Genomic DNA, 20,325 nt, shown 5'->3' with positions numbered 1-20,325 from the left:
AACTACCGGCGGGCTTTTTAATTCTGAAGCGTCGACGCAGCCGGGATCAGCCCAGCGTACCGTGCCACAACGCCTTGGGGCGTTCGACAGCGTCGAAGCGCCGGCCATTGATGTCCCAGGCGCCCAGGGCAACCGACTGACGCGGATCGGTGAAAACCCAGTTGCCGTGGCTGGCGTGGGCGTTCTTGATATCGGCGATTTCATTGCCGGTGATCTCACAATCGACGACAACCGTTTCGCGCCCACCGTTTTTGCCCTGGAAAAGGATACCGTGATGGCCGTTACCGGTCATGCGCGAGTGCGCAACCGCGACCGCACTGGAATTGGACACCATGACACCGACTTCACTGTTGTCGCTGAAATCGCCTTCGATATAGACACTGCGCAGGTCATGAATCGAGGCGCCGCTCAGCGACACGCCGCGGCGGCAACGCTTGGCCGAGCCCTTGACGATGGCGCTGACCAGATGCGCATGGAGCGAGTCGAGCATGACGCCGTTTCCGGTCGTGTCGCTGACATGGGCGTCGATATAGACGCCCAAACCGCCGTCGATATGGATCGCCGAATGCATGACGTCACCGCCGGCGTTCGAGACATGGCAGTCTTCGACCCAGACATTGTTGGAGTTGGTCGTCGACACGCCGCTCCAGCCCAGGCCGTCCGCCTTGAACCCGCGTACGATGACACCTGCCGAATGGGTAAAGTGGGCGGCCGTCTGGCGGATATCGTGAAAGGTGCAGTCTTCGACGAGAATGCTGCGCACCTGGCGCATATAGATGGCGCAGCAGAAGGTCAGGCTGCGCATGCCCTCGGGCTTTTCCTGCTGGGCGCTATTGCCTTCGACAGAAAATCCGCGCAGCACGATGTTGTCGTTGCCCTTGTCGGTCCAGTCGGAATTGGTGAACAGGTGGCAATTGGAATGGGGCATCATTTCCAGCTTCGTCTTGCCCGGTCCCTTACCGGTCAGGGTGAAGTTCGACGGAATCTTAACCGTCCTGGTGATCTGGAAATGCCCTTCGCTCAGCCGCACGTCGACGCCGTTGGGATAGGTCTCGCACAAGGCGTAAAGAGTCTCCACAGTCTCCGGAGTTATCTCGATATGCGCTCGTTCGAGGGGGCGCGGCTTCTTCGTCATATTGGGTCTCATCTAAAGTTAGGCAGGCATGTAAGGGTGATAAAACTGGCAAGGTCAAGACAAAAACCGCCTCAACGGGGCGTTTCGGCGGCCTCTGCCATGGCCGTTATTTCCCTTGCCCGGACGGCCTGACCGTCCTGTTCCAGGGCTTCCGCAAAAGCCCTCAGAAACGTGCTGCGATCGTTATACCGCGCCATCTGCGCCTCACAAAAGCGGACGATCCCGTCATTGTCCTGCAGGCGACGCAGGGCGGTCAGAACGAAATGGACATGAGCGTAATCATCCGGCTGCTCACGCAACAGGACCTCGTTGGCGGCCAGGCTTTCCTCATAGCGCTGCAGCGAATATAACGAGTCGCGGATAACCGTATGGGCTGCGATCGTGTCCCCACCGGCGGCAAGATAGGTCTGCCCCAATTCGAGCGCTTCATCATGGCGCTGGTCGTCGCGGAGATATTTGGCATATTTCCGAAAGGCCGACGACGACGCCCGGTCGAAATCATACCAACGCCGCGCTACGATACCGCTATAGTGGATTTTACCGCGCTGAAGGCAGATCTGATACAGTTTTTCGTAAAAGTTCGTCGTCGCATGTCGTCGTCCGCGCATCGCCGTGAAAACCGCGACCGGGTCGTGCGACGGGCTGGCGAAACTGTTGAGAAAATCGTCCGACAGGCCGGTCTGCAGGGCATAGTCGAGCAGATTGTGACCGCTGAACGGCAGGTCCAGCCTGGTCACGGCATAGTGCCACAGCAGGTCGATATGCTGACGGTCCGGCGCATAGAAGCGATCGTAAACGACGTAGTAGCGGCAAGGCTCAGCCATACCTGAACGCGCATCGGGCTCGATGAAGTCGATCTTGCGGACATCATCGCTCCAGCGTGTCTCGAAGCGGACAATGGAGGGCTTCATCGACACCTGGGGAGCGACAGCAATCGCCTGCTGGCAGCCCAGGCGTTGCGAGCACAGCAGCACGGCGAAAGCCCCCATGCTGGTTCCGTAGGCTATACGGTGTTGCGCGGCTTTGAAGAAATCGAGGCCGCGAATGATGTCCTCGACCTGCGCCAGTTCCGGCGTCTGGTACCAGTGCGCCCACTTGGCTATTATATAGACTCCGGAATATTTGTATTTCTCGACAAACTTCTGGGCAAAGCCAAGTTTTTGAAAACCCTTGTTACGCTCAATGTCGGGTCGGGGAGTAAAGGTAAGGAAGACCGTCTCGGCGCCGTGGTCCTGTACTACCAATCTCAGATCGTTACCGTCGAATAGACAGGTTCCCCGATACTCCTGGGCTTTTACTTCGACGGTCGACATCGCTTCCCTGTGATTATAGACAACCGATTTCGGTCTTGAAGCGCTTATAGAGGGGATTCTACTGCGTGACAAATTTTTGCCGCATATTCCTCGTCCTGCGCCCTGTGCCGTCTTGTTCATAAGGGATCTGCGGCATCTGACGTTAAGCGGCTTATCGAAGTTTTATCGCCCCCCTGCCCCATCGGCATAATAATCTTACCGCCGGACTCGTACTCTCTTCACCGGCCCTACGACCTGGCCGGCAGGGAGATAACAATGGCCACCACCAGACAACCGGCTCAACACAACGATTCCGTCACAACTGAGGACAAACGCGCGGACCAGGGCTCTGTTCTGCGCCACAAGGGTCCTGCCCCGCACAATCCCCATCAAGGCCGCGGCAATGATGAACGCGGAAGCTATGGCCGCTCCCGCCCGCAACCATCCAATAGTGTTTTCAAAAAAGGACTATCCTCATGATCGTCATCGATGCTGTCCGCGCCTTCGTCCACGGCTTTATGCATGGCCCGGTGGGACGCGCGCGCTATCTGCGGGCGGAAAAGAAGCTGCGCAACGATCTGGACGACGACCGGATCGACATCATGATCGGTGACAGTTTTCCCGCCAGCGACCCGCCCAGCACGTATTAAGACTCAAATGCCGCCTCATCACCAACGCCAAAGGAGATTTCCATGCTCGTCAAGGACATCATGACCACCCACTTTCAACTCGCAACGCCGCAGACGACTCTGCGTGAGGCTGCCCGAATGATGCGCGACGGGGATTTCGGCTACCTGCCCGTCGGCGACAACGATCGCCTGAAAGGTGCCGTCACCGACCGCGACATCGTCATACGCGGGATCGCCGACGGGCTAGGCCCCGACGCCCATGTTTCAGAGGTGTTGTCGGAAATTATCGTCTATTGCTTCGAAGATGACGAGATTGCCGAAGCGGCCGACATCATGAAGATGGAACAGATCCGCCGGCTGGCCGTCCTCAACAGCGATAAACGCCTGGCCGGCATTATCACGCTCGGTGACATTGCCCGTATTACCGAGGACAAACGCCTGACCGGCGATATCGAAACCCGCGTAGCCCAGATCTGACAGCTGGCACTTGCCAAAACACACAAAGGGCGTCCGGTGCTACCGGACGCCCTTTGTGTTGTGCGACACTCGTGCCTGCCGCTCAGGCGATCGGGTGCAGAAAACCTGCGAAGAAAAAGGCTGTATAGGTGGCGAATGCCAAAAAGGCCACGCCCAGCAGGATAAGACCCATACGATCTTCATCATGCAACTGGCCATGTACCCGCGGCCGCGCCTCGGTGTTGTGGTCCTTTTCATTATCGCGCAGGGTAAACATCGATACCAGCTCCGAAATCCCCGAATAAAGCCCACCCAGTCTCTGAACCTGAAAACTTACGCGGTACGAAATAGGATTGCACTGCCCCGAGGCGGTTGCTGGCATAAATGCAGCATAAAATTGCGCCCGCGGCAGGCCAGCTCCGGTCCACTGCTGGACCCGACAGCAACCAAGCATCACGATTGACAAAATCGCCAAAGAAGCGACACCTGTGGCCCGAATTCACCTCCAGACTCTAACGCAACGGGAGCGCCATCCATGGCCAAGGTCACAGGTTTGTCAGGCAACGAGATCTATTGCATGGCGCTGAAAGGCTTCAGCGCCGGTGAACTGGTCATCGGCAACAGCGTCAACTCCATGGGATTCCTCGGTTCTCTCGGCGCCGGCCTCAACAATATCCTGGGCGGGGAAATCCCCCAGGTTACCCAGGCGATCCAGGATGGCCGGATGCGCGCCTTCGCCCGCATGGCCAAGGAAGCGCAAAACCATGGCGCGACCGGCGTTGCCGGGGTATCGGGCGATCTGCGCAGCCTGTCGGGCAATACCGAATTCCTGTTTGTCGGCTCGTGTGTCTTCTCGAAGGCCGGCGGGGCCTTTTTCACCACTGCCGGCAATGCCCAGGAACTCTACTGCCATATCGACGCCGGCTACACGCCGATCCAGCACGTCTTCGGCAATATCGCCTATTCGATGGGGGTCGGCGGCGGGCTGATCGGCGCGCTGAAGCAGCTGGCGCGCGGTGAAATCTCTGAGTATTCCGACGTCTTCAACAAGACTCGCCACAAGGCTCTGGACCGCATTACCGCCCAGGCGCGGGCGGATGGCGCCAATGCCGTTCTCGGTATCCGCACCACGATCCTGCCGTGGATGGGGACGCACGAAATGGTCATGACCGGAACGGCGGCGCACCATCCCGGCCTGTCCGGCAATGACGTTGTGAGCAGCGACCTGACCGGCGAGGAACTGTGGGCCATGGCGTCACTGGGCTATGCCCCGGTCAAGCTGCTGATGTCGACCTCGATCTATTCATTGGGCATGATCGGCGGGTTCATGTCGGCGTTGAAGGCCTTCGCCAAGGGTGAGATTTCCGAGCTGACCTCCCTGGTCCACGACGCGCGCGAACACGCGCTGGACCGGCTGAAGCGCGAGGCCGACGAGCTGGGCTGCGAAGAGGTGGTGGGCGTGAAGACCTATATTGTCGAGATCGGCCAGGGCCTGATCGAATTCATGGCCATCGGGACGGCGGTCAAGAAGGTTGCCGGCATGGGGGTTGCCACCCAGATGCTGCCGGCCCAGGCGATTATCCACGACAAGGACACATGGATGGACAGCGATATGGGACTGTCGCTGATGCGTCCGAGCGATTCCGCGGGGGCATGATGAGACGTCTGGTAGTCTGTCTACTTGCGGCCTGTATCACGGTTTCGGCCATACCGGCCCAGGCCCAGACCGATCCGGTCGTAATCGTGTCCGGCGATGACGCCGAAATGAACGCCGCCCGCGATCGGGCCGTCGCCAGCCTGCCGGTTTTCTGGAGCGAACGCGATCATCCGAAGGCGAACGAAAGCGACTTCATGCTCAAGATCCGCATTGATGGCGACGACCAGAGCGAGCACTTCTGGTGCGACCAGATCGAAGGCGATGCGGCCTCGGCCACCTGCACCATCGCCAATGATCCGGAATATGTGAAAACGGTCGCCTTCGGCCAGCGTATCGACGTTCAGCCCGACCATATTTCCGATTGGATGTACATGCGCGACGGCAAGATCGTCGGCGGTGAAACCATCCGTGCCCTGTTGTCGCATATGTCGAAAGAAGAAGCCGACACCTATCGCGCCATGCTGGCAGAGTAGGTCAATCGCCGTTTTTTTCTCTCCCGGTCCCTTGCGAACATCTGCCTGGTGCCCCACTTGCGACGCAACCGGCTTGGGCTTGGGGGGTCTTGTGGAGACCGATCATGACCCCATTTCGCATTGATATCGCCCAGGCCGACCTCGACGACCTGAAGGCTCGCTTGCGCCGCGCCCGGCTGCCCGACCAATTGGAGGGCTCGGGCTGGGACTACGGCACTGACCTGGATTTCCTGCGCCATTTCATCGATTACTGGGCCGACGGCTTCGATTGGCGCCGTGCCGAGACGCGACTGAACGGTTTTCCCCAGTTCATCACCGATATTGACGGCCAGGCGGTGCACTTCGTCCATCTGAAGAGCGACGCGCCGGGCGCCGTACCGATTCTCCTGGCCAATGGCTGGCCCAGCAACTTCGTCGAACTGCTGCCCCTGGCGCTCCGCCTCGCCACCGGCCAGGCGGGCTCGGCCCCGACGGCCTTCGATGTCGTTATTCCATCCCTGCCCGGCTATGGCTTTTCCAGCAAGCCGAAGCGTCCCGGGATCAACCTGACGGCGACCGCCGGTCTGTGGGCGAAGCTGATGACGCGCCTTGGCTATGACCGCTTCCTGACCTCTGCCTCTGATCTCGGCGCGGGCGCCGTCCTGGCCCTGCTGCACAACGACGCCGACCGCATCCTGGGCGCCCACTGGTGCAATGTCTATTCGCAGTATCCACGGCCGGACAATCCCAGTGACGCCGAAAAGGCCTATTTCAAGAATGTCGATCTGTGGATGATGACCGAGGGCGCCTATGCCATGGAACAAGGCACCAAACCTTCGACCCTGGCGGCTGGCCTGAACGATTCACCCGCCGGTCTTGCCGCCTGGATCATCGAGAAATTTCGCACCTGGAGCGACTCTGGGGGCGATGTCGAAACGCATTTCGGTATCGACACCCTGTGCACCATCGTCTCGATCTATTGGTTCACCCAGACGATCGGCTCGTCGATCCGCATGTACAAGGAAGCCTTTGCCGACCGCGAGCGCATTGTGAAGCCCCTGCCGGCCAGCGGCGTGCGACACGCCATCTTCGTGCCGGCGGCGTGCGACCTGCCGGCGCCGCGCGAATGGGCCGACCGCCACATCCCCAATATCGTGCAATGGACCGTTCCGGGCAAGGGCGGTCACTTCCCGGCGCTCGAGGTTCCCGATCTTCTCGCCGATGACATCCGCGCCTTTGCGCACAAGGTGGTAAGGCAACCAGCGTCCCTGACGTCATAGATCTTCGTGCCAATTCCCCAGGTCGCACGTCAGAGGCGACCTGGAGGCCGCTGATGTTATGTCTTTATCGCTTCACAAAATCTGTCGTACTGACGCGGACACATCATCGATAGACCATGTCCCTGTTCGACGACATTTCCGCCTGCACGCTTTGCGCCGCTCATCTGCCACTGGGACCGCGTCCGGTCGTGCGAGCGTCGGATCCGCGCGCCCGTATCCTGATCATCGGCCAGGCGCCTGGCACGAAGGTTCATGCTTCGGGCATTCCGTGGGATGACGCGTCGGGCAAGCGCCTGCGCGACTGGTTGGGTGTGGCGCCGGAACAGTTCTATGACCAGAGCCTGTTCGCCATCGTTCCCATGGGTTTCTGCTATCCGGGCAGGGGCAAGAGCGGCGACAATCCGCCACGGCCCGAATGCGCGCCTTTGTGGCATGATAAGGTCATGCAGACCCTGCCTGACATCCGCCTGACCGTGCTGATCGGCGCCTATGCGCAAGCTCGCTATCTCGGCGATCGGCGCAAGGCAACGCTTGGCGCGACGGTCAGGACGTGGCGCGATTACGTCGACGACGGCTATCTGCCACTGGTCCACCCATCGCCGCGCAATGGCATCTGGCTGCGCAAAAATCCGTGGTTCGAGGCCGAGGTCGTGCCCTATCTCAGGGACCATGTGGCACAATGGATGTAACCGCCCGCACAATCGCCCGCATCCTCAAGGTCAACCATGCCGGCGAATACGGCGCTATACGGATTTATCGCGCTCAGCTATGGGCCTCACAGCGATGGCACAAGGGGCTGGTCCCCTTCCTGAGCGAAACCCTGGGCCACGAAATCGACCACTGCCAAAAGTTTCGCGACGCCATGCCGGCACGCAACGCCCGCCCGTGCGCCGCCATGTCACTTTGGGGGACGGGCGGCTACGCGCTGGGCCTGATCACCGCCTTGATGGGCGTCAATGCCGTTATGGTGTGCACCAAGGCCGTCGAACAGACCGTCCACCGTCATCTCGATGAGCAGATCCATTATCTCGCCGGCAAGGATGAGGACCTGCGTGACCTGATCGTCGCCATACAGATTGAGGAGGCGGCGCATCTCGATTTTGCCCGCGCCCGAGTCACGCCGTCGCTGCTAAACGAGGCTCTCGAAACCGCCATTGCGGTCGCTACCGAGATCGTAATATGGCTCTCGACACAGGGCGCGGTTTCACGCATGGAACGCGCTATCCGAAGGTAATGCGCCATGTGCGGACAATTTGATGGCCTGCTGGCCTACACCCAATTCATGGCTCTGCTGAATTTCGTCGGCGGTGACGAAGTGTTCTCGGGCGAGGCCGTCAAGGTGGCGCCTACCCTGAGCGCGCCGGTGATTGTCGAAGCGCCGGAAGACGGCAGTATCGGTATCATGCCGATGCGGTTCGGCCTGGTGCCGCACTGGTATCGTGGCTCACTGGCGGAATGGAAAGCCTCGACCTTCAATGCCCGACTGGAAGAGGCCGACAGTAAGCCGGCCTTTAAGGGCGCGTGGAAATACCGCCATTGTATTGTTCCGGCGGAAGCCTTCTACGAATGGTCGGGACCGAAAGGCGACCGGACGAAATGGCGCATCACGCGCGGCGATAATCAACCGCTTGCGTTTGCCGGTTTATGGGATGAAGCGCCGACCCAGCAGGGCGAGGTATTCAGCTTTACCATCCTGACCCGCCAGGCCGGCCCCGACATGAATGCAATCCACGAGCGTGAACCGGTGATCCTGGGACCGGACGACTGGGAACCGTGGCTACGTCGCAAGCCGGTCGACCTGCGCCGGCCGACGCCGTTGAAATTGCAGAACCTCACCGGCACGCCGACGCTGTTTTAGCGAAACTATCACATATAGCTTTGGATGGCCGTTGAGCCGCCTGCCCGCAAAGGGCCAGTGGATTCATATTTCTATCAAGTGGTTGATAAGGAAGAATTTTGCCCACAGATTATCACAGATTAGCACAGATTTTTAGTGTCTGGATTGTCTTGGTCGCGTAGCGATCCCTGTCTCCTGGAAAGCCACTGGCTTTGCCAAGTAAACCATTGAAAATCTGTGCTAATCTGTGAAAATCTGTGGGCAGACATACGTAACCTAACCGTGCAATGACTGTCTGGGCGCTTTCTCGGAGACCATTCTCAGTGCATCTCCTTGAGATGTCTGAATGGATAGCGCGGCGAGCCGGATTCAAGTGCCGCAGCGCGGCTGTATCCAGATTGGCCGTTACGTTTAACGACACCTACTTATCGTCCACGGGTTCGCGCAGGTCCTTCGTCCGTTCAGCAACCTGCGCCAGCGACGGCAGGCCGTTCTCAGGCCGGTCGAGATAGAACCAGGCGACCGCCGCCACATCGTCGCTGCGGTAGAAGTTGGTCCAGCCGTCAGGCAGAGTCTTGTCGTTCAGAGCTTTTCCGCTGCCAACCAGATGCATCAGGCCGTAAGGCGGGCCCGAAATGGTCACCGGGATCAAGGGCACGGCGGCCGCCTGCAGCTTGATGACATCGGCCTTCATCGCGCCGCCGATCTGTTGCAGGGTCACGCGCGCACCTTCACCGAACAGCACCGGATCGGGGACATGGAAGCGATAGAAGCTCCACCGCCCCGTAGCCTCATCGGCGACCGGCGCGCCCTGATAACGTCCGGTATAGGCCCCAAGGCCCCAGCCGCTGCCGACATAGTCCTCCGTGCCGGTACCGGATATTGTCGGATGATCACGGTCGCCATCGACAAACAGCTTCACCTCGCCCTCGCCCCACCAGCTATGGCCATAGGCCGGATTGCTCTGCACGACGATCGACGTGCCGAGAAAGCGTCCACGCCCGTTCACCGCCGGCAGGATCTCGAAATCCTGCCCCAGCTTCGTCGCCCGGTCACGATGCCACCAGGCATGGAAATAGAGGGCGTCGTCCGGCACGGCTGTCAGACGGTAATCGACATCGTAGAAGAACAGCGGCACCTCGGCGGACGAGTCATTGGTCACCACCACACGGGCGCTTTTGCGGAACGGCATGGGGAAATAAGAGACGAACGACCGCGCCTCGGGGCTGGCCAATAGCTCCGTATCCAGCCTGACCATCTCGCCGGCATTCTGGCCGAAGAAATCACCCAGCGGCGCCGACACGGCCGGAGTCTTGGCGCCATCCCAGTAGAAATCGATCCGCAAGCTACGCAACAGTTCGGGCGAGCGCTCCTGGATGGTCAGCCACATGCGGTCGATAATACCCGAGCCCTGGATATCGGCCAGGACAAGGGATTGGCCCGCCGCGATCGGCACGAAGGCGCGGCCCTTGGCGCCCTGGTTTTCCATTGCCCCCGCGCCTTTGGCGCCAGTCGGATTCTCCGGGCTGGCCCAGCGCGTCTGTGCGTTTTGTGGAAAGCGATAGAGTTCGTCGGCCGACGCGATGCGTGGCATGACCAACAGCATCAGCAACACAAAGCCCAGCAACCTCATGGCAACCTCCCTATTCGCCGAAAAACTCGCGCTGGGCCTGTTCCAGCTCTTCGGCGTAGCGCCGGTTGACGTAGCGCTCGGTCAGCAAACCCAGCAGCTTGTGTTCCTCATTGACCACGGCCAGGTCGTCGACGCCGAAATGTTCGAACACGCGCAGTATCGCCGATATGTCCATGTCCGGCCGGACATAGACCTCGGTCTGCTTGGCCAGGGTGCTCAAGGGCGCCTCGGGTTCCAGCGTGTCGATATAGGCTTCGGCGGTCGGCAATATACCGCGGTAGTCGCCATTGCCGTCGATCAGCAGGACCCGGCTGGTCGAGCCGAGCGGCACCTGCTCGCGCAACTGCCCCACACTCTCCGTATCCTTCAAGGTGGTATGGTTCTTCCGCATCAGGCTGGTGGCAGTCAGGGCCTTCATCCAGCCAACGTCGCGCGCCGTACGGATCGACTGGCCGCGCAGGTGCAGGCGCCAGGTCGAAAAGGAATAACCGAACTTGTCGCGGATGATGGCGCTGCTGACCAGGGCCGCCGTCACCACAGCCGCCGTCAGGGCGAAGTCATGGGTGACTTCCAACACCATCAGGGACATGGTCATCGGCCCGCCGACGACAGCGACGGCAAGAGCCGCCATGCCGACCAGAGCGGCATTGGTCGTGTCGAGATTGGCTTCCGGATAGATGTAGTTGACGCTGATGGCAAAGGCCGCGCCCAGCAATGAGCCCAGGAACAGAGAGGCAAAGAACAACCCGCCGCGAAAGCCGAAGGCCAGGGATATAACCGAGGCGCAGACCTTGAGCACAAAGACCATCAGAAGAGTTCGCACCAGGGGCTGCTGGTCGAGATACAGATGCATGGCGCCGTGGCCTGACGACAGGACCTGGGGCGCAAACCAGGCCAGCGGCATCAGGCAGATGCCGCCGATCAGCGGCCGCCACACCTCCCCCACCGGCAGGCGCCGCACCTGGGCTTCGGCCACCGCGACCAGGCGGATGATGGCGATGCCAATACCGGCGCAGATTACCCCCAGCACGGCATACAGCAGATAGCCGGACAGGGCGATGTCGCGGCCGATGGTCGAGGCGATGACGAAGGGCTCGTTGTGCATCCATTGCGCGGCGAGAACGGCCATCAGCGACGCTGCGGCGACTGGTGCAAGGGCCGCCGGTGTATAGCCGCCCAGCACGATTTCAAAGGCGTAGAAGGCGCCGGCCAGGGGGGCTCCGAAGGCGGCACCGATCGCCCCGCCGGCCCCGGCGCCGACCAGGGTGCGCAGCGAAGACCGCTTCAGCTCAAGCCACTGGCCGATCTTCGACGCCAGGCCACCACCCATCTGGGCGAAGGCGGCTTCCAGGCCGACTGAACCGCCGAAACCATTGGAAATCAACGTTTGCAACGACACGACCAGGCTGTCACGTGCCGGTATGCGACCGCCATGCAGGGCATTGGCTTCGACGGCGTCGATGGGGGCACGGGTACGGCGCGGAAACAGGAAACGGACCAAGCCCAGAAGCGCACCGCCCGCCGGCAGGGCCAGCAGGTGCCAGGGTTGTATATCCGGCAGGGCGCTGAGTCGCAGGTCGGGCGAGAAACCGTACAGCATGGCCTGGGCGCCATGGGCGATATGGCCGGCGACGGCAGACAGCACGCCGGCCGCCAGACCGACGGCAGCGGCCAGCAGGATAAAGGTCAGGTCGCTGGTTTGCAGGTTGCGGCGGACGCGCGCCACGCCACGCAGTACGGGACGGGTAACTGCCTTGCTGACCCCATCGATATCGTTCTGAAACGCCATGGCTGGCCGGCACCCGTGACTCGATCTCAAGACCTTAGGCCCGGACCCGCCATTTAGCCACCAAAACCGCACAGAAACGTGACAAAAATCAATCCGGAAGCTCGCCCAGAAGTTCGGCAAGCAGCGCCTTGGCGGAGGCGAACGTCACGCCGTCGCGGCGCATCTGCGACGTCAGCACCGCGCCCTGGAAAATGATGTTGATCTTGCGCGCCCGCTCAGCCGGTTCACTCAGCCCGGCCGCGGCACACAGTTCGGCGAAGCGTTCCTCGACATAGAGGGCTGAGGCGCGGCCGCGTGCCGTGATACCGTCATGCTTGCCGATGAATTCCTGCGCTGCCTTCATGGCCAGGCAGCCCTGGTAGTCGCCCTGCTCCATCATCTCGCGGCGGATATCGAATATGGCCGCGATCTGCGCTTTCGGATCGTCGCTGCGCGCCCGTGCCGGCGCGAACAGGGTCGGTTCGACATTGCAGCCATACTGATCCAGCACGGCCTCGATCAACTCTTCCTTCGACGGAAAGTACTTATAGAGGGTGCGCTTGGAGATACCGGTGTCGGCCATGACGGCATCGACGCCCGTGGCATGAAAGCCGCCGTCCTGAAAGACGGCCAGGGCGCGATCGACGATCTCCTGTTTTTTCAAAGCATTAGCCATGAGGGTGGTCCCTTTCAAAAATATTTATAGCACGCGGCGTTGACAAAGTAAACTGATCGGTTTACCTACAATCGTGTAAACAGATCGGTTTACAAAAGAACGTATCACCACCGCGCGCCGCCTCCCCACGACGGCCCACACTTTTTAACAGGAGCCTGTCATGTCCAATCTCTCCAATAAAACCATCCTGGTTTCCGGCGCCAACCGCGGCATCGGCGCTGCCACCGTCCGTGAACTGCTGAAGACCGGCGTCAAGAAGATCTACGCCGCCGCCCGCAAGCCGGATAGCCTGCCCGACTTCGGCGATGCCCGCGTCGTCCCGCTGGCGCTCGACATCACCAATGACACCTCGGTCAAGGCAGCGGCCGCCACGGCAAGCGATATCGATATCCTGCTCAACAACGCCGGCACGGCCGTCTTCGCCAACTTCCTCGACAGCCCGACCGATCTGATCGAAGGCGATATGAACACCAACTACTACGGCACGCTGCGCGTTATTCGCGCCTTCACGCCCCAGTTCGTCGCCCGCGGTGCGGGCACCATCGCCAATGTCGTGAGTGTCGTCGGCCTGACCTCGGCACCGGGCCTGGCGGGCTATTCGGCCTCGAAGGCGGCCTTGCAGTCGCTGACGCAAACCCTGCGCGTCACGCTGAAGGGCAATGGCATCAGCGTGCTCGGCATATATCCCGGTCCGATCGACACCGATATGGCGCGCGATATTCCGATGGAAAAGGCGACGCCGGAATACGCCGCCGCCGAAATCGTCAAGGGCATCGACGCCGGTACCACCTATATCTTCCCCGATCCGGTCGCCGTGCAGATCGGCCAGCTCTGGGAAACAGACGGCCGTACGCTCGACACCGCCCTGGCGGGTGAACACTAAAACTGTGAAAAGGCCGGGTGGCCTGCTACCCGAAGCCTCGGCGGAGGGTAGTGCGCCCGGCCTTTTCTTTGTGGATTTGCTGGAAGGTGCCGTGCTTGCGGCACCTTTCGTTTTTGGGAACACAGATTACGCAGATTTTAAGAGGTGATTTTTCAGCGCCTTATTTGGGTACAAGTGTGGCAGCTCCACGATCGGGCGGCGCGAAGCGCCTTTCAGGTTTCTCAGCAGCGTGACCAGCGTCGCAGATAAACCGCTGAAAAATCTCCTGCTGTCTTAATCTGCGTAATCTGTGGGTCAACTTCCTTACAGCAGACTGCGCAGCGCCTCCGGCAGGGGGGTATGAGGTACTGGTCCAATGACCTGAGCCAGCCGGTCGTCCTTCAGGCCGTGCGGCACGTCCCACAGATACAGCATTTCCAGCGTCGCCTTCATGAATGGATCGAACAGTCCGAGAAGGTGGAACAGCCAGCGCGGAAAGCGGCTGAGCCCAATCTTACGCCCGAGCGTTTCCCATCCGGCCCGGGCCAGTTGGCGAACCGAGGCATTATGGCCTTCGAAATGAAAGACCTCGTAGTCGCCCAAGGTGTGTTCGACCTGCGCCAGCCGCACGACGGTCGCCGCCAGGTCGGGCAGATAGGCCCAGGCGTGCAAGGTGTCGTAACCGCCGGGCACCGCCAGCCGGCCCTTGGCAAAGTCTTTGGCCACCAACTGCTTCATCCAACTATTGCGCGCTTCGTCGCCAAAGATATCGCCAGCCCGGATGACGATGCTTTTCAGCCGCCCGGCCCTTGCCCGCTCGGCGAACATGCCCTCGATCGCCACCCGGATACGGCCTTTCAGTGTGGTGGGCGCAAACGGCGTCTGCGGTGTCAGGTCGACCGGCATGTTCGCCCCGAAATTATAGACGCTGCCCGGATAGATATGGCGCGCGCCCAAACGTTCGGCGATGTCGGCGGCGGCGCTATACAGTGGCAGGGCCTCCTTCGCCCACACCGGATAGGGCACATTCAGGCCGTTGAAGACGATATCGACACGTCCGGTCGCCGCTACGACCGCTGCCGGATCGAACAGGTCGGCGGCGACCGTCGTGATGCCTTCGCCGGCCGACTTGCCTGGCCGGACGAGACCGAGAACGGTCCAGCCCTCGGCCAGAAAGGCCTTCGCGACGGCCTTGCCAATACCGCCATTGGGACCGAGAACCAGAATTGTTGAACCGTGCATGATGAAATCTCCCTTGTGCATGGCCTGGTTTTACAATATCTATTTTTGCATGTTAATTGTCACATTTTGCATTCATGATATGCATAATTGAATGGATGGATCGATGGACTGGACGCTCTGGCAATCCTTTCTGGCCGTGGTCGATACCGGTTCCCTGTCCGCCGCCGCCACACGACAGGGCTCTACGCAACCAACCCTGGGGCGCCATATCAAGGCGCTCGAAGACGATCTGGGCGTACCGCTGTTCGTGCGTACGGTGCGCGGCCTGGAACCGACGGAAGCCGCACTGGCCCTGGTCGATGATGCACGCGCCATGGGTGGAGCTGCCGAGCGCCTGGCGTTGAAAGCCACAGGCAAGACCGAGACCTTGTCGGGCACGGTGCGCATCACGGCATCGGTCGTGGTGGCCAATCTGGTCTTGCCTCCCATGATCGCACAGTTGCGCCAGGCCGAGCCGCTGATCCAGATCGAAATCGTCGCCTCGGACCAGTCGCAGAACCTGCTGCGGCGCGATGCTGACATCGCCCTGCGCATGTTCGATCCGACGCAGAAATCGCTGCTGGCCCGCCGACTGGGAGAGACGGCTTTGGGGCTTTACGGCGCCAGAGCCTATCTCGACCACCGCGGCCGGCCGTCATCCATGGCCGAGCTGATCGGCCATGACGTCATCGGTTTCGACCGCGACGACGCTATGCTGCGCGGCTACGCTGCCAATGGTTTCCATGTGACGCGCGAACAGTTTCCGGTACGCTGCGACGACCAGATGGTCGACTGGCATCTGTTGCTGGCAGGGGCCGGTCTCGGCTTTGCGCAATGCCGCCTGGCCGACGCCCGGCCGGAACTTGAGCGGGTGCCTGTCAGCATACACCTGCCGGCCCTGCCCGTCTGGCTGGTTTTGCATGAGGATGTTCGCGGCAATGCCCGCATCCGACGGGTGGCGGACTTCATCGCCACTGCCATGACGGCGTGGCTGAAGCCGTAAAGGATTGGCGACGGGGATGACACGGCTATTGCCAAATCCGTGTGCGGCGCAGCCGCATCCGTGCCTTATCCGTGGCCAAATCTTCCAATGCCCCGACCGCTCAACGCCTTGAAGGCGAACAATGATACCAACGTAGCAACATTTTATAAGCTGCCCATATTAATCAAGCCAATGAATATAAAGCTTTATTTTTCCGAAAATCGGACTAACCCTGCATAAAACCACGCAGGGGCGCGACACAATGGACGCAAAAGTATTTCTGGGCCGACGCGGAGTCTGGGCCTTCGGGCTCGGCTGCACCATGGTTACCCTCGGCGTCCTGTTGCATATACCGATGTACCTGATGGGCAAGGACATGGGTTTCGCCATGGCTGGCATGCCCATGGACAACGGCATGTTGTTCGGCATGTTCCTCATTGTTGCTGGCGTTGCCATCGCCGCCTACGGTCTGCTGCCGAAAGGCGTTGCCGACCAGGTCACGGCCGCCTCGCGCATCACGGTCGCTGCCCCTGAAGATGCCAAGCTGGGGCCGGCCCACATCCTGCTGATGGTCGTCCTCGTCGTCGCCCTGGTCATAGACGTCATGAAGCCGGCGGCTCTGGGTTTCGTCATGCCGGGCCTGGTGAAAGAATACGGCGTCGCCAAGAAGGTCGCCGCCCTGGTGCCCTTCTTCGCCCTGGTCGGAACGGTCTGCGGCTCTGTTCTGTGGGGCATTATTGCCGACATCTACGGCCGGAAGGCGTCAATCCTGCTGTCCGCCGTGGTCTTCGTCGGCACCTCCATCTGCGGCGCCATGCCCTCGCTGCAATGGAACGTCATTATGTGCTTCATGATGGGCGCCGGCGCCGGCGGCATGTTGCCCGTCACCTACGCCCTTTTGGCCGAGACCATGCCGTCCAAGCACCGCGGCTGGGCCCTTGTCCTGGTCGGCGGTCTCGGCGCGGTCGGTGGCTATTTCGCCGCCTCCGGCTTCTCAGCGCTGCTTGTCCCGACCTTTTCCTGGCGCATCATGTGGCTGCTCAACCTGCCGACCGGCCTCCTCCTCATCTTCATGGGCGGATTGATCCCGGAATCGGCCAAATTCCTGTTGTCGCGCGGCCGCCGCGATGAGGCGCAGAAGATCATGGCGCGTTTCGGCACGGTCAGTCACGAACTGCAGGCCAATGAGGAAGATACTGACGACACCTTCGCCCATCATCATGCCAAGCACGACGGCACCGAGCCGAAACTGTGGACGCCAGGCCTGATCGGCAAGACGGCGGCGCTCAGCATTTCCGCCATTGCGTGGGGCCTGATCAATTTCGGCCTGCTGCTTTGGCTGCCTTCGGACCTGGTCGCCAAGGGCTATTCCATGGGCGTGTCGTCCAAGCTGCTGGCGCAATCCGCCCTTATCGCCTTCCCCACCGTCTTCCTGTGCACCTGGATGTACAGCCAGTGGAGCACCAAATGGGCCTTTACCACCATGATCGGCATCACCTTGCTGGGCCTGTTGTGGGTATTGGCTCTGGAAACCGTTGGTGGCAGTCCGGTTTTCCCGGTCGCCCTGCTGATCGTCGGTTCGAACGGCATCCTGGCGATTCTACTGCCCTATGCCTCGGAAAGCTATCCGCTCAAGGTCCGCGGCCGCGCCACCGGTTGGGTGGCGGCATGTTCGAAGATCGGCGGCGTGCTGGCGCAAACCCTCAGCATTACGGCCCTGGTGCCGGCGCTCGGCGTCGCGGCGGGCATGATCATCGTGCCGATCCTGGTGACGCTGGGCCTGTTCATCAAGTTCGGCACCGAGACGCGCGGGCTGGACCTGCGTCAACTCGAAAATGAACCGGCGAAGGGCAAGAAGGACGCTGCCTGACGCAGGGTTTGACGACTCCCTAATTCATGACATAACGTAATTCAAAATAAGAATTACGTTATCTCAGCTCAGACGCCGCATGGCTCGCGCAAACGTGCGCGGCGGGCGGTCGCCCGCTGTTAACAGGGAAGCGCGTCATGAAGATCAACCTTACCGGCGTCATCATCGCCAGTCTGGCCGGGCTGTTGTTCGGCTTCGATACCGCCGTCATTTCAGGCGTCACCGGCGCCCTGCGTGAGGTATTTGCGCTGGACGAAGCCCAACTGGGCCTTGCTGTCTCGGCCGGCCTGGTCGGGACCTGTGTCGGCGCCCTGTTTATGGGCCGGATCGGTGACGCCATCGGCGGACGCGACGCCCTGCGCGTGATCGGCCTGATGTATGTCGCAGCGACGCTCGGCACGGCCTTTGCCACCGGCCTGCCGTGGTTCGTCGCCTGCCGCTTTGTCCTCGGCGTAGCGGTCGGCGGGTCATCGGTCCTGGCCCCGGTCTATATTTCCGAAATCGTGCCGGCAAACCGGCGCGGCGCCCTGGTCGGTATGTTCCAGTTCAATATCGTCTTCGGTATTCTACTGGCCTACCTCAGCAACTATCTGGTCGGCCGGCTTATTCCCGGCGCCGATGCATGGCGGTGGAAGCTCGGCCTGGCCGTCATCCCTTCGGGCATCTTCTTCGCCCTGCTGTTCACCATCGGGCAAAGCGCACGCTGGCTGGTCGCCAAGGGCCGCATCGAGGACGCCCTGGCCAGCTTGAAAAAGCTCGCCATTCCCGATCCCGCCGCCATGATCGCCGATTTCCAGCGCTCTGATGTGGGGCAGGGCAAATTGTCATGGACCCAGCACAAGAAGCCGATCATCTTCGCCATCCTGCTGGCGCTGTTCAACCAGCTGAGCGGCATCAACGCCATTCTCTACTATCTCAACGACATCTTCGCCGCCGCTGGATTCAGCGCTGTCTCAGCCGATATCCAGAGTATCGCCGTCGGTGGCGCCAATCTGCTGGCCACCCTGGTCGGCATGACCTTTATCGACCGCCTGGGGCGCAAGAAACTGCTGATTGCCGGCGCGGTGGGTGTAACGGCAGCACTCCTTGGCGTCACCGTCATCATGGCCACCGGCACGATGCAGACCCTGTTGTTGCCCTTGCTGATCCTGTTCATCGTCTCCTTCGCCTTCAGCCAGGGCGCGGTCATCTGGGTCTATCTCAGCGAAATCTTCCCGACGCCCGTGCGCGCCACCGGCCAGAGCCTGGGCTCGGCGACCCATTGGGTGGCCAATGCCGCCATCGCCGCCGTCTTTCCTATCGTCGCCGCCCAGACCAAGGCCCTGCCCTTTGCCTTTTTCGCTGCGTGCACCCTCATCCAACTGGTCGTCGTCGCGAAATGGTTCCCCGAAACCAAGGGAATCGAGTTGGAGGATATAGACGTAGGCAGAGAATTCGACCATAAGTAGCGAGAAAAAAAATGAGTTACGAGTCCAACATTTGCTGAATCAGACCGGGATATAAACATGACTGATATGCAACAATCCGATGGAATTGTGGTATTACCGTACACTAAAAAAGAATTTGGTGATTTCATATCCAGCTTACTTGGAAAACCACAAACTATAAATAAAACATATCATATGCCATTTGAACTAACACGCAAAGATATTTTAAATATATTTAAAATTATAAATCAAAGGGTTTCTCAACAAAACGAGGCAATACTTACAGAATTTAATACTCAAATTTCTTACTCCGACAATTCATCCGTAACAATAAAAAGTATAGATGATTTTATATCATATAACGAAGTAAAAAAGTGTATGTAAGATCAATAAATATAACACTTATATTTCTAATAAAATTCTATGACAAAGATCATTTCGAGAAACAGCAAATTGACATTGCGTTTTCATCCCAACAAAATGCCCCCGAATACGACTCTGATTTGCCCATCCCATTGCGACGACGCTTCAGGCCCGGCATAAATTTGCGCATTTCCCACACCGCACGCACTTGGGGCGCGGATATGGAATCTTTAATAAGCGGCGTAATAGAGAAATTACTAATTAATATACCAAAACATAAAGAATTTATATCAAAAAATAAAGGAAAGGCTGCGACGATTCTATTTTTTTCAATACTAACTACAAGTATTGGAGCCATATACTTTACATTTGACAATTTTTACAAAAGCAAACTTGCAGAACTTAATATATCGAAAAATCTAGATCATATTGAAAAGACAACAAAGCACGAAATGGAATACATAGTAAACACGATAGGTATGGGCATTTGGGAAAGAGCTCTATTAACGACCATGGCATTCATGATAATAAGCATCATATTCGCATCCATAATATCAATATTGATAAGTGCTGAATTAATAACAAGCCCAGCAAGCTTCATTTTACTCACAGATGAATCTGAAAAAATGAAAATAGAACATATAAAGCAATCAAACAACATGATTAAGACTATAATTTACACGACCATTGGAGGCATATTAATTGGCGTCTTAGGAAACATAGCTTATGCCTTAACTTTTGAACACCTTATGAAATGAGGACGCAAAATCTAAGTGAAGAATGAC

At 59.4% G+C, this 20,325-nt stretch carries 21 protein-coding genes; 14 read left to right on the top strand and 7 right to left on the bottom strand.

The features are described 5' to 3' along the window. Positions 1–46 precede the first annotated feature (46 nt). Both AC1DXO_RS18470 and AC1DXO_RS18465 read right to left on the bottom strand, forming a co-directional pair. Entirely contained in the window at positions 47–1,135 is a 1,089-nt protein-coding gene (locus AC1DXO_RS18470) for a right-handed parallel beta-helix repeat-containing protein (protein WP_476979652.1), read from the bottom strand. Positions 1,136–1,206: 71 nt separating this feature from the next. Next, positions 1,207–2,448, bottom strand: a complete 1,242-nt coding sequence (locus AC1DXO_RS18465) for a hypothetical protein (protein ID WP_476979651.1) — start codon at positions 2,446–2,448, stop codon at positions 1,207–1,209. Positions 2,449–2,903: 455 nt separating this feature from the next. On the opposite strand from AC1DXO_RS18465, the gene AC1DXO_RS18460 reads away from it, so the two are divergent. Next, positions 2,904–3,077 (top strand): hypothetical protein, encoded by a 174-nt coding sequence (locus tag AC1DXO_RS18460; RefSeq protein WP_476979650.1) that lies wholly within the window; start codon positions 2,904–2,906, stop codon positions 3,075–3,077. Between the two features lie 42 nt (positions 3,078–3,119). Beyond that, positions 3,120–3,533, top strand: a complete 414-nt coding sequence (locus AC1DXO_RS18455; protein WP_476979649.1) for a CBS domain-containing protein — start codon at positions 3,120–3,122, stop codon at positions 3,531–3,533. An 82-nt stretch (positions 3,534–3,615) separates the two neighbouring features. Here AC1DXO_RS18455 and AC1DXO_RS18450 read toward each other — a convergent pair whose 3' ends face one another. After that, positions 3,616–3,987: a hypothetical protein gene (locus tag AC1DXO_RS18450; RefSeq protein ID WP_476979648.1), complete on the bottom strand. Its 372-nt coding sequence runs from the start codon at positions 3,985–3,987 to the stop codon at positions 3,616–3,618. Positions 3,988–4,047: 60 nt separating this feature from the next. On the opposite strand from AC1DXO_RS18450, the gene AC1DXO_RS18445 reads away from it, so the two are divergent. The 6 genes from AC1DXO_RS18445 to AC1DXO_RS18420 all read left to right on the top strand — a co-directional run bounded on the left by AC1DXO_RS18445 (position 4,048) and on the right by AC1DXO_RS18420 (position 8,759). Next, positions 4,048–5,169, top strand: coding sequence for a heavy metal-binding domain-containing protein (locus tag AC1DXO_RS18445; RefSeq protein ID WP_476979647.1), 1,122 nt, complete (start codon positions 4,048–4,050; stop codon positions 5,167–5,169). Further along, entirely contained in the window at positions 5,169–5,642 is a 474-nt protein-coding gene (locus tag AC1DXO_RS18440; RefSeq protein WP_476979646.1) for a YegJ family protein, read from the top strand. Before AC1DXO_RS18445 ends, AC1DXO_RS18440 begins: the two co-directional genes overlap by 1 nt. Before the next feature lie 104 nt (positions 5,643–5,746). Then, positions 5,747–6,901 carry an epoxide hydrolase family protein gene (locus AC1DXO_RS18435; RefSeq protein ID WP_476979645.1) on the top strand — a complete coding sequence of 385 codons (1,155 nt, stop codon included), beginning with the start codon at positions 5,747–5,749 and terminating at the stop codon, positions 6,899–6,901. A gap of 116 nt (positions 6,902–7,017) precedes the next feature. After that, positions 7,018–7,590 (top strand): uracil-DNA glycosylase family protein, encoded by a 573-nt coding sequence (locus AC1DXO_RS18430; RefSeq protein ID WP_476979644.1) that lies wholly within the window; start codon positions 7,018–7,020, stop codon positions 7,588–7,590. After that, complete coding sequence (locus AC1DXO_RS18425; RefSeq protein ID WP_476979643.1) at positions 7,581–8,135, top strand: demethoxyubiquinone hydroxylase family protein; 555 nt, start codon at positions 7,581–7,583, stop codon at positions 8,133–8,135. The genes AC1DXO_RS18430 and AC1DXO_RS18425 overlap by 10 nt, the downstream gene beginning before the upstream one ends. Before the next feature lie 6 nt (positions 8,136–8,141). Continuing rightward, positions 8,142–8,759: an SOS response-associated peptidase gene (locus tag AC1DXO_RS18420; protein WP_476979642.1), complete on the top strand. Its 618-nt coding sequence runs from the start codon at positions 8,142–8,144 to the stop codon at positions 8,757–8,759. Between the two features lie 400 nt (positions 8,760–9,159). On the opposite strand, the gene AC1DXO_RS18415 is transcribed toward AC1DXO_RS18420, so the two are convergent. From AC1DXO_RS18415 to AC1DXO_RS18405, 3 genes are all read right to left on the bottom strand, one after another. Further along, positions 9,160–10,371, bottom strand: a complete 1,212-nt coding sequence (locus tag AC1DXO_RS18415) for a glycoside hydrolase family 172 protein (RefSeq protein ID WP_476979641.1) — start codon at positions 10,369–10,371, stop codon at positions 9,160–9,162. Between the two features lie 10 nt (positions 10,372–10,381). Next, positions 10,382–12,160, bottom strand: coding sequence for a chloride channel protein (locus AC1DXO_RS18410; protein WP_476979640.1), 1,779 nt, complete (start codon positions 12,158–12,160; stop codon positions 10,382–10,384). Positions 12,161–12,248: 88 nt separating this feature from the next. Further along, on the bottom strand, positions 12,249–12,815 hold the full coding sequence (locus tag AC1DXO_RS18405) for a TetR/AcrR family transcriptional regulator (protein ID WP_476979639.1): 567 nt from the start codon (positions 12,813–12,815) through the stop codon (positions 12,249–12,251). A gap of 160 nt (positions 12,816–12,975) precedes the next feature. Here AC1DXO_RS18405 and AC1DXO_RS18400 point away from each other — a divergent pair, with 160 nt between their 5' ends. After that, positions 12,976–13,698, top strand: coding sequence for an SDR family oxidoreductase (locus AC1DXO_RS18400; protein ID WP_476979638.1), 723 nt, complete (start codon positions 12,976–12,978; stop codon positions 13,696–13,698). Positions 13,699–14,001: 303 nt separating this feature from the next. On the opposite strand, the gene AC1DXO_RS18395 is transcribed toward AC1DXO_RS18400, so the two are convergent. After that, positions 14,002–14,919: an NAD-dependent epimerase/dehydratase family protein gene (locus AC1DXO_RS18395; protein WP_476979637.1), complete on the bottom strand. Its 918-nt coding sequence runs from the start codon at positions 14,917–14,919 to the stop codon at positions 14,002–14,004. 103 nt (positions 14,920–15,022) lie between these two features. Between AC1DXO_RS18395 and AC1DXO_RS18390 the strand changes: the two genes are divergently transcribed. From AC1DXO_RS18390 to AC1DXO_RS18370, 5 genes are all read left to right on the top strand, one after another. Further along, positions 15,023–15,901 (top strand): LysR family transcriptional regulator, encoded by an 879-nt coding sequence (locus AC1DXO_RS18390; protein WP_476979636.1) that lies wholly within the window; start codon positions 15,023–15,025, stop codon positions 15,899–15,901. 241 nt (positions 15,902–16,142) lie between these two features. After that, positions 16,143–17,750, top strand: a complete 1,608-nt coding sequence (locus AC1DXO_RS18385) for an MFS transporter (RefSeq protein WP_476979635.1) — start codon at positions 16,143–16,145, stop codon at positions 17,748–17,750. 137 nt (positions 17,751–17,887) lie between these two features. Further along, on the top strand, positions 17,888–19,198 hold the full coding sequence (locus AC1DXO_RS18380) for a sugar porter family MFS transporter (RefSeq protein WP_476979634.1): 1,311 nt from the start codon (positions 17,888–17,890) through the stop codon (positions 19,196–19,198). A 57-nt stretch (positions 19,199–19,255) separates the two neighbouring features. Beyond that, positions 19,256–19,561 (top strand): hypothetical protein, encoded by a 306-nt coding sequence (locus AC1DXO_RS18375; protein ID WP_476979633.1) that lies wholly within the window; start codon positions 19,256–19,258, stop codon positions 19,559–19,561. 200 nt (positions 19,562–19,761) lie between these two features. Then, positions 19,762–20,298, top strand: coding sequence for a hypothetical protein (locus AC1DXO_RS18370; protein ID WP_476979632.1), 537 nt, complete (start codon positions 19,762–19,764; stop codon positions 20,296–20,298). Positions 20,299–20,325 lie beyond the last annotated feature (27 nt).

The sequence above is a fragment of the Asticcacaulis sp. P2_C5 genome, from assembly GCF_056404555.1.
This window is presented reverse-complemented; position numbering and strand designations above follow the sequence as displayed.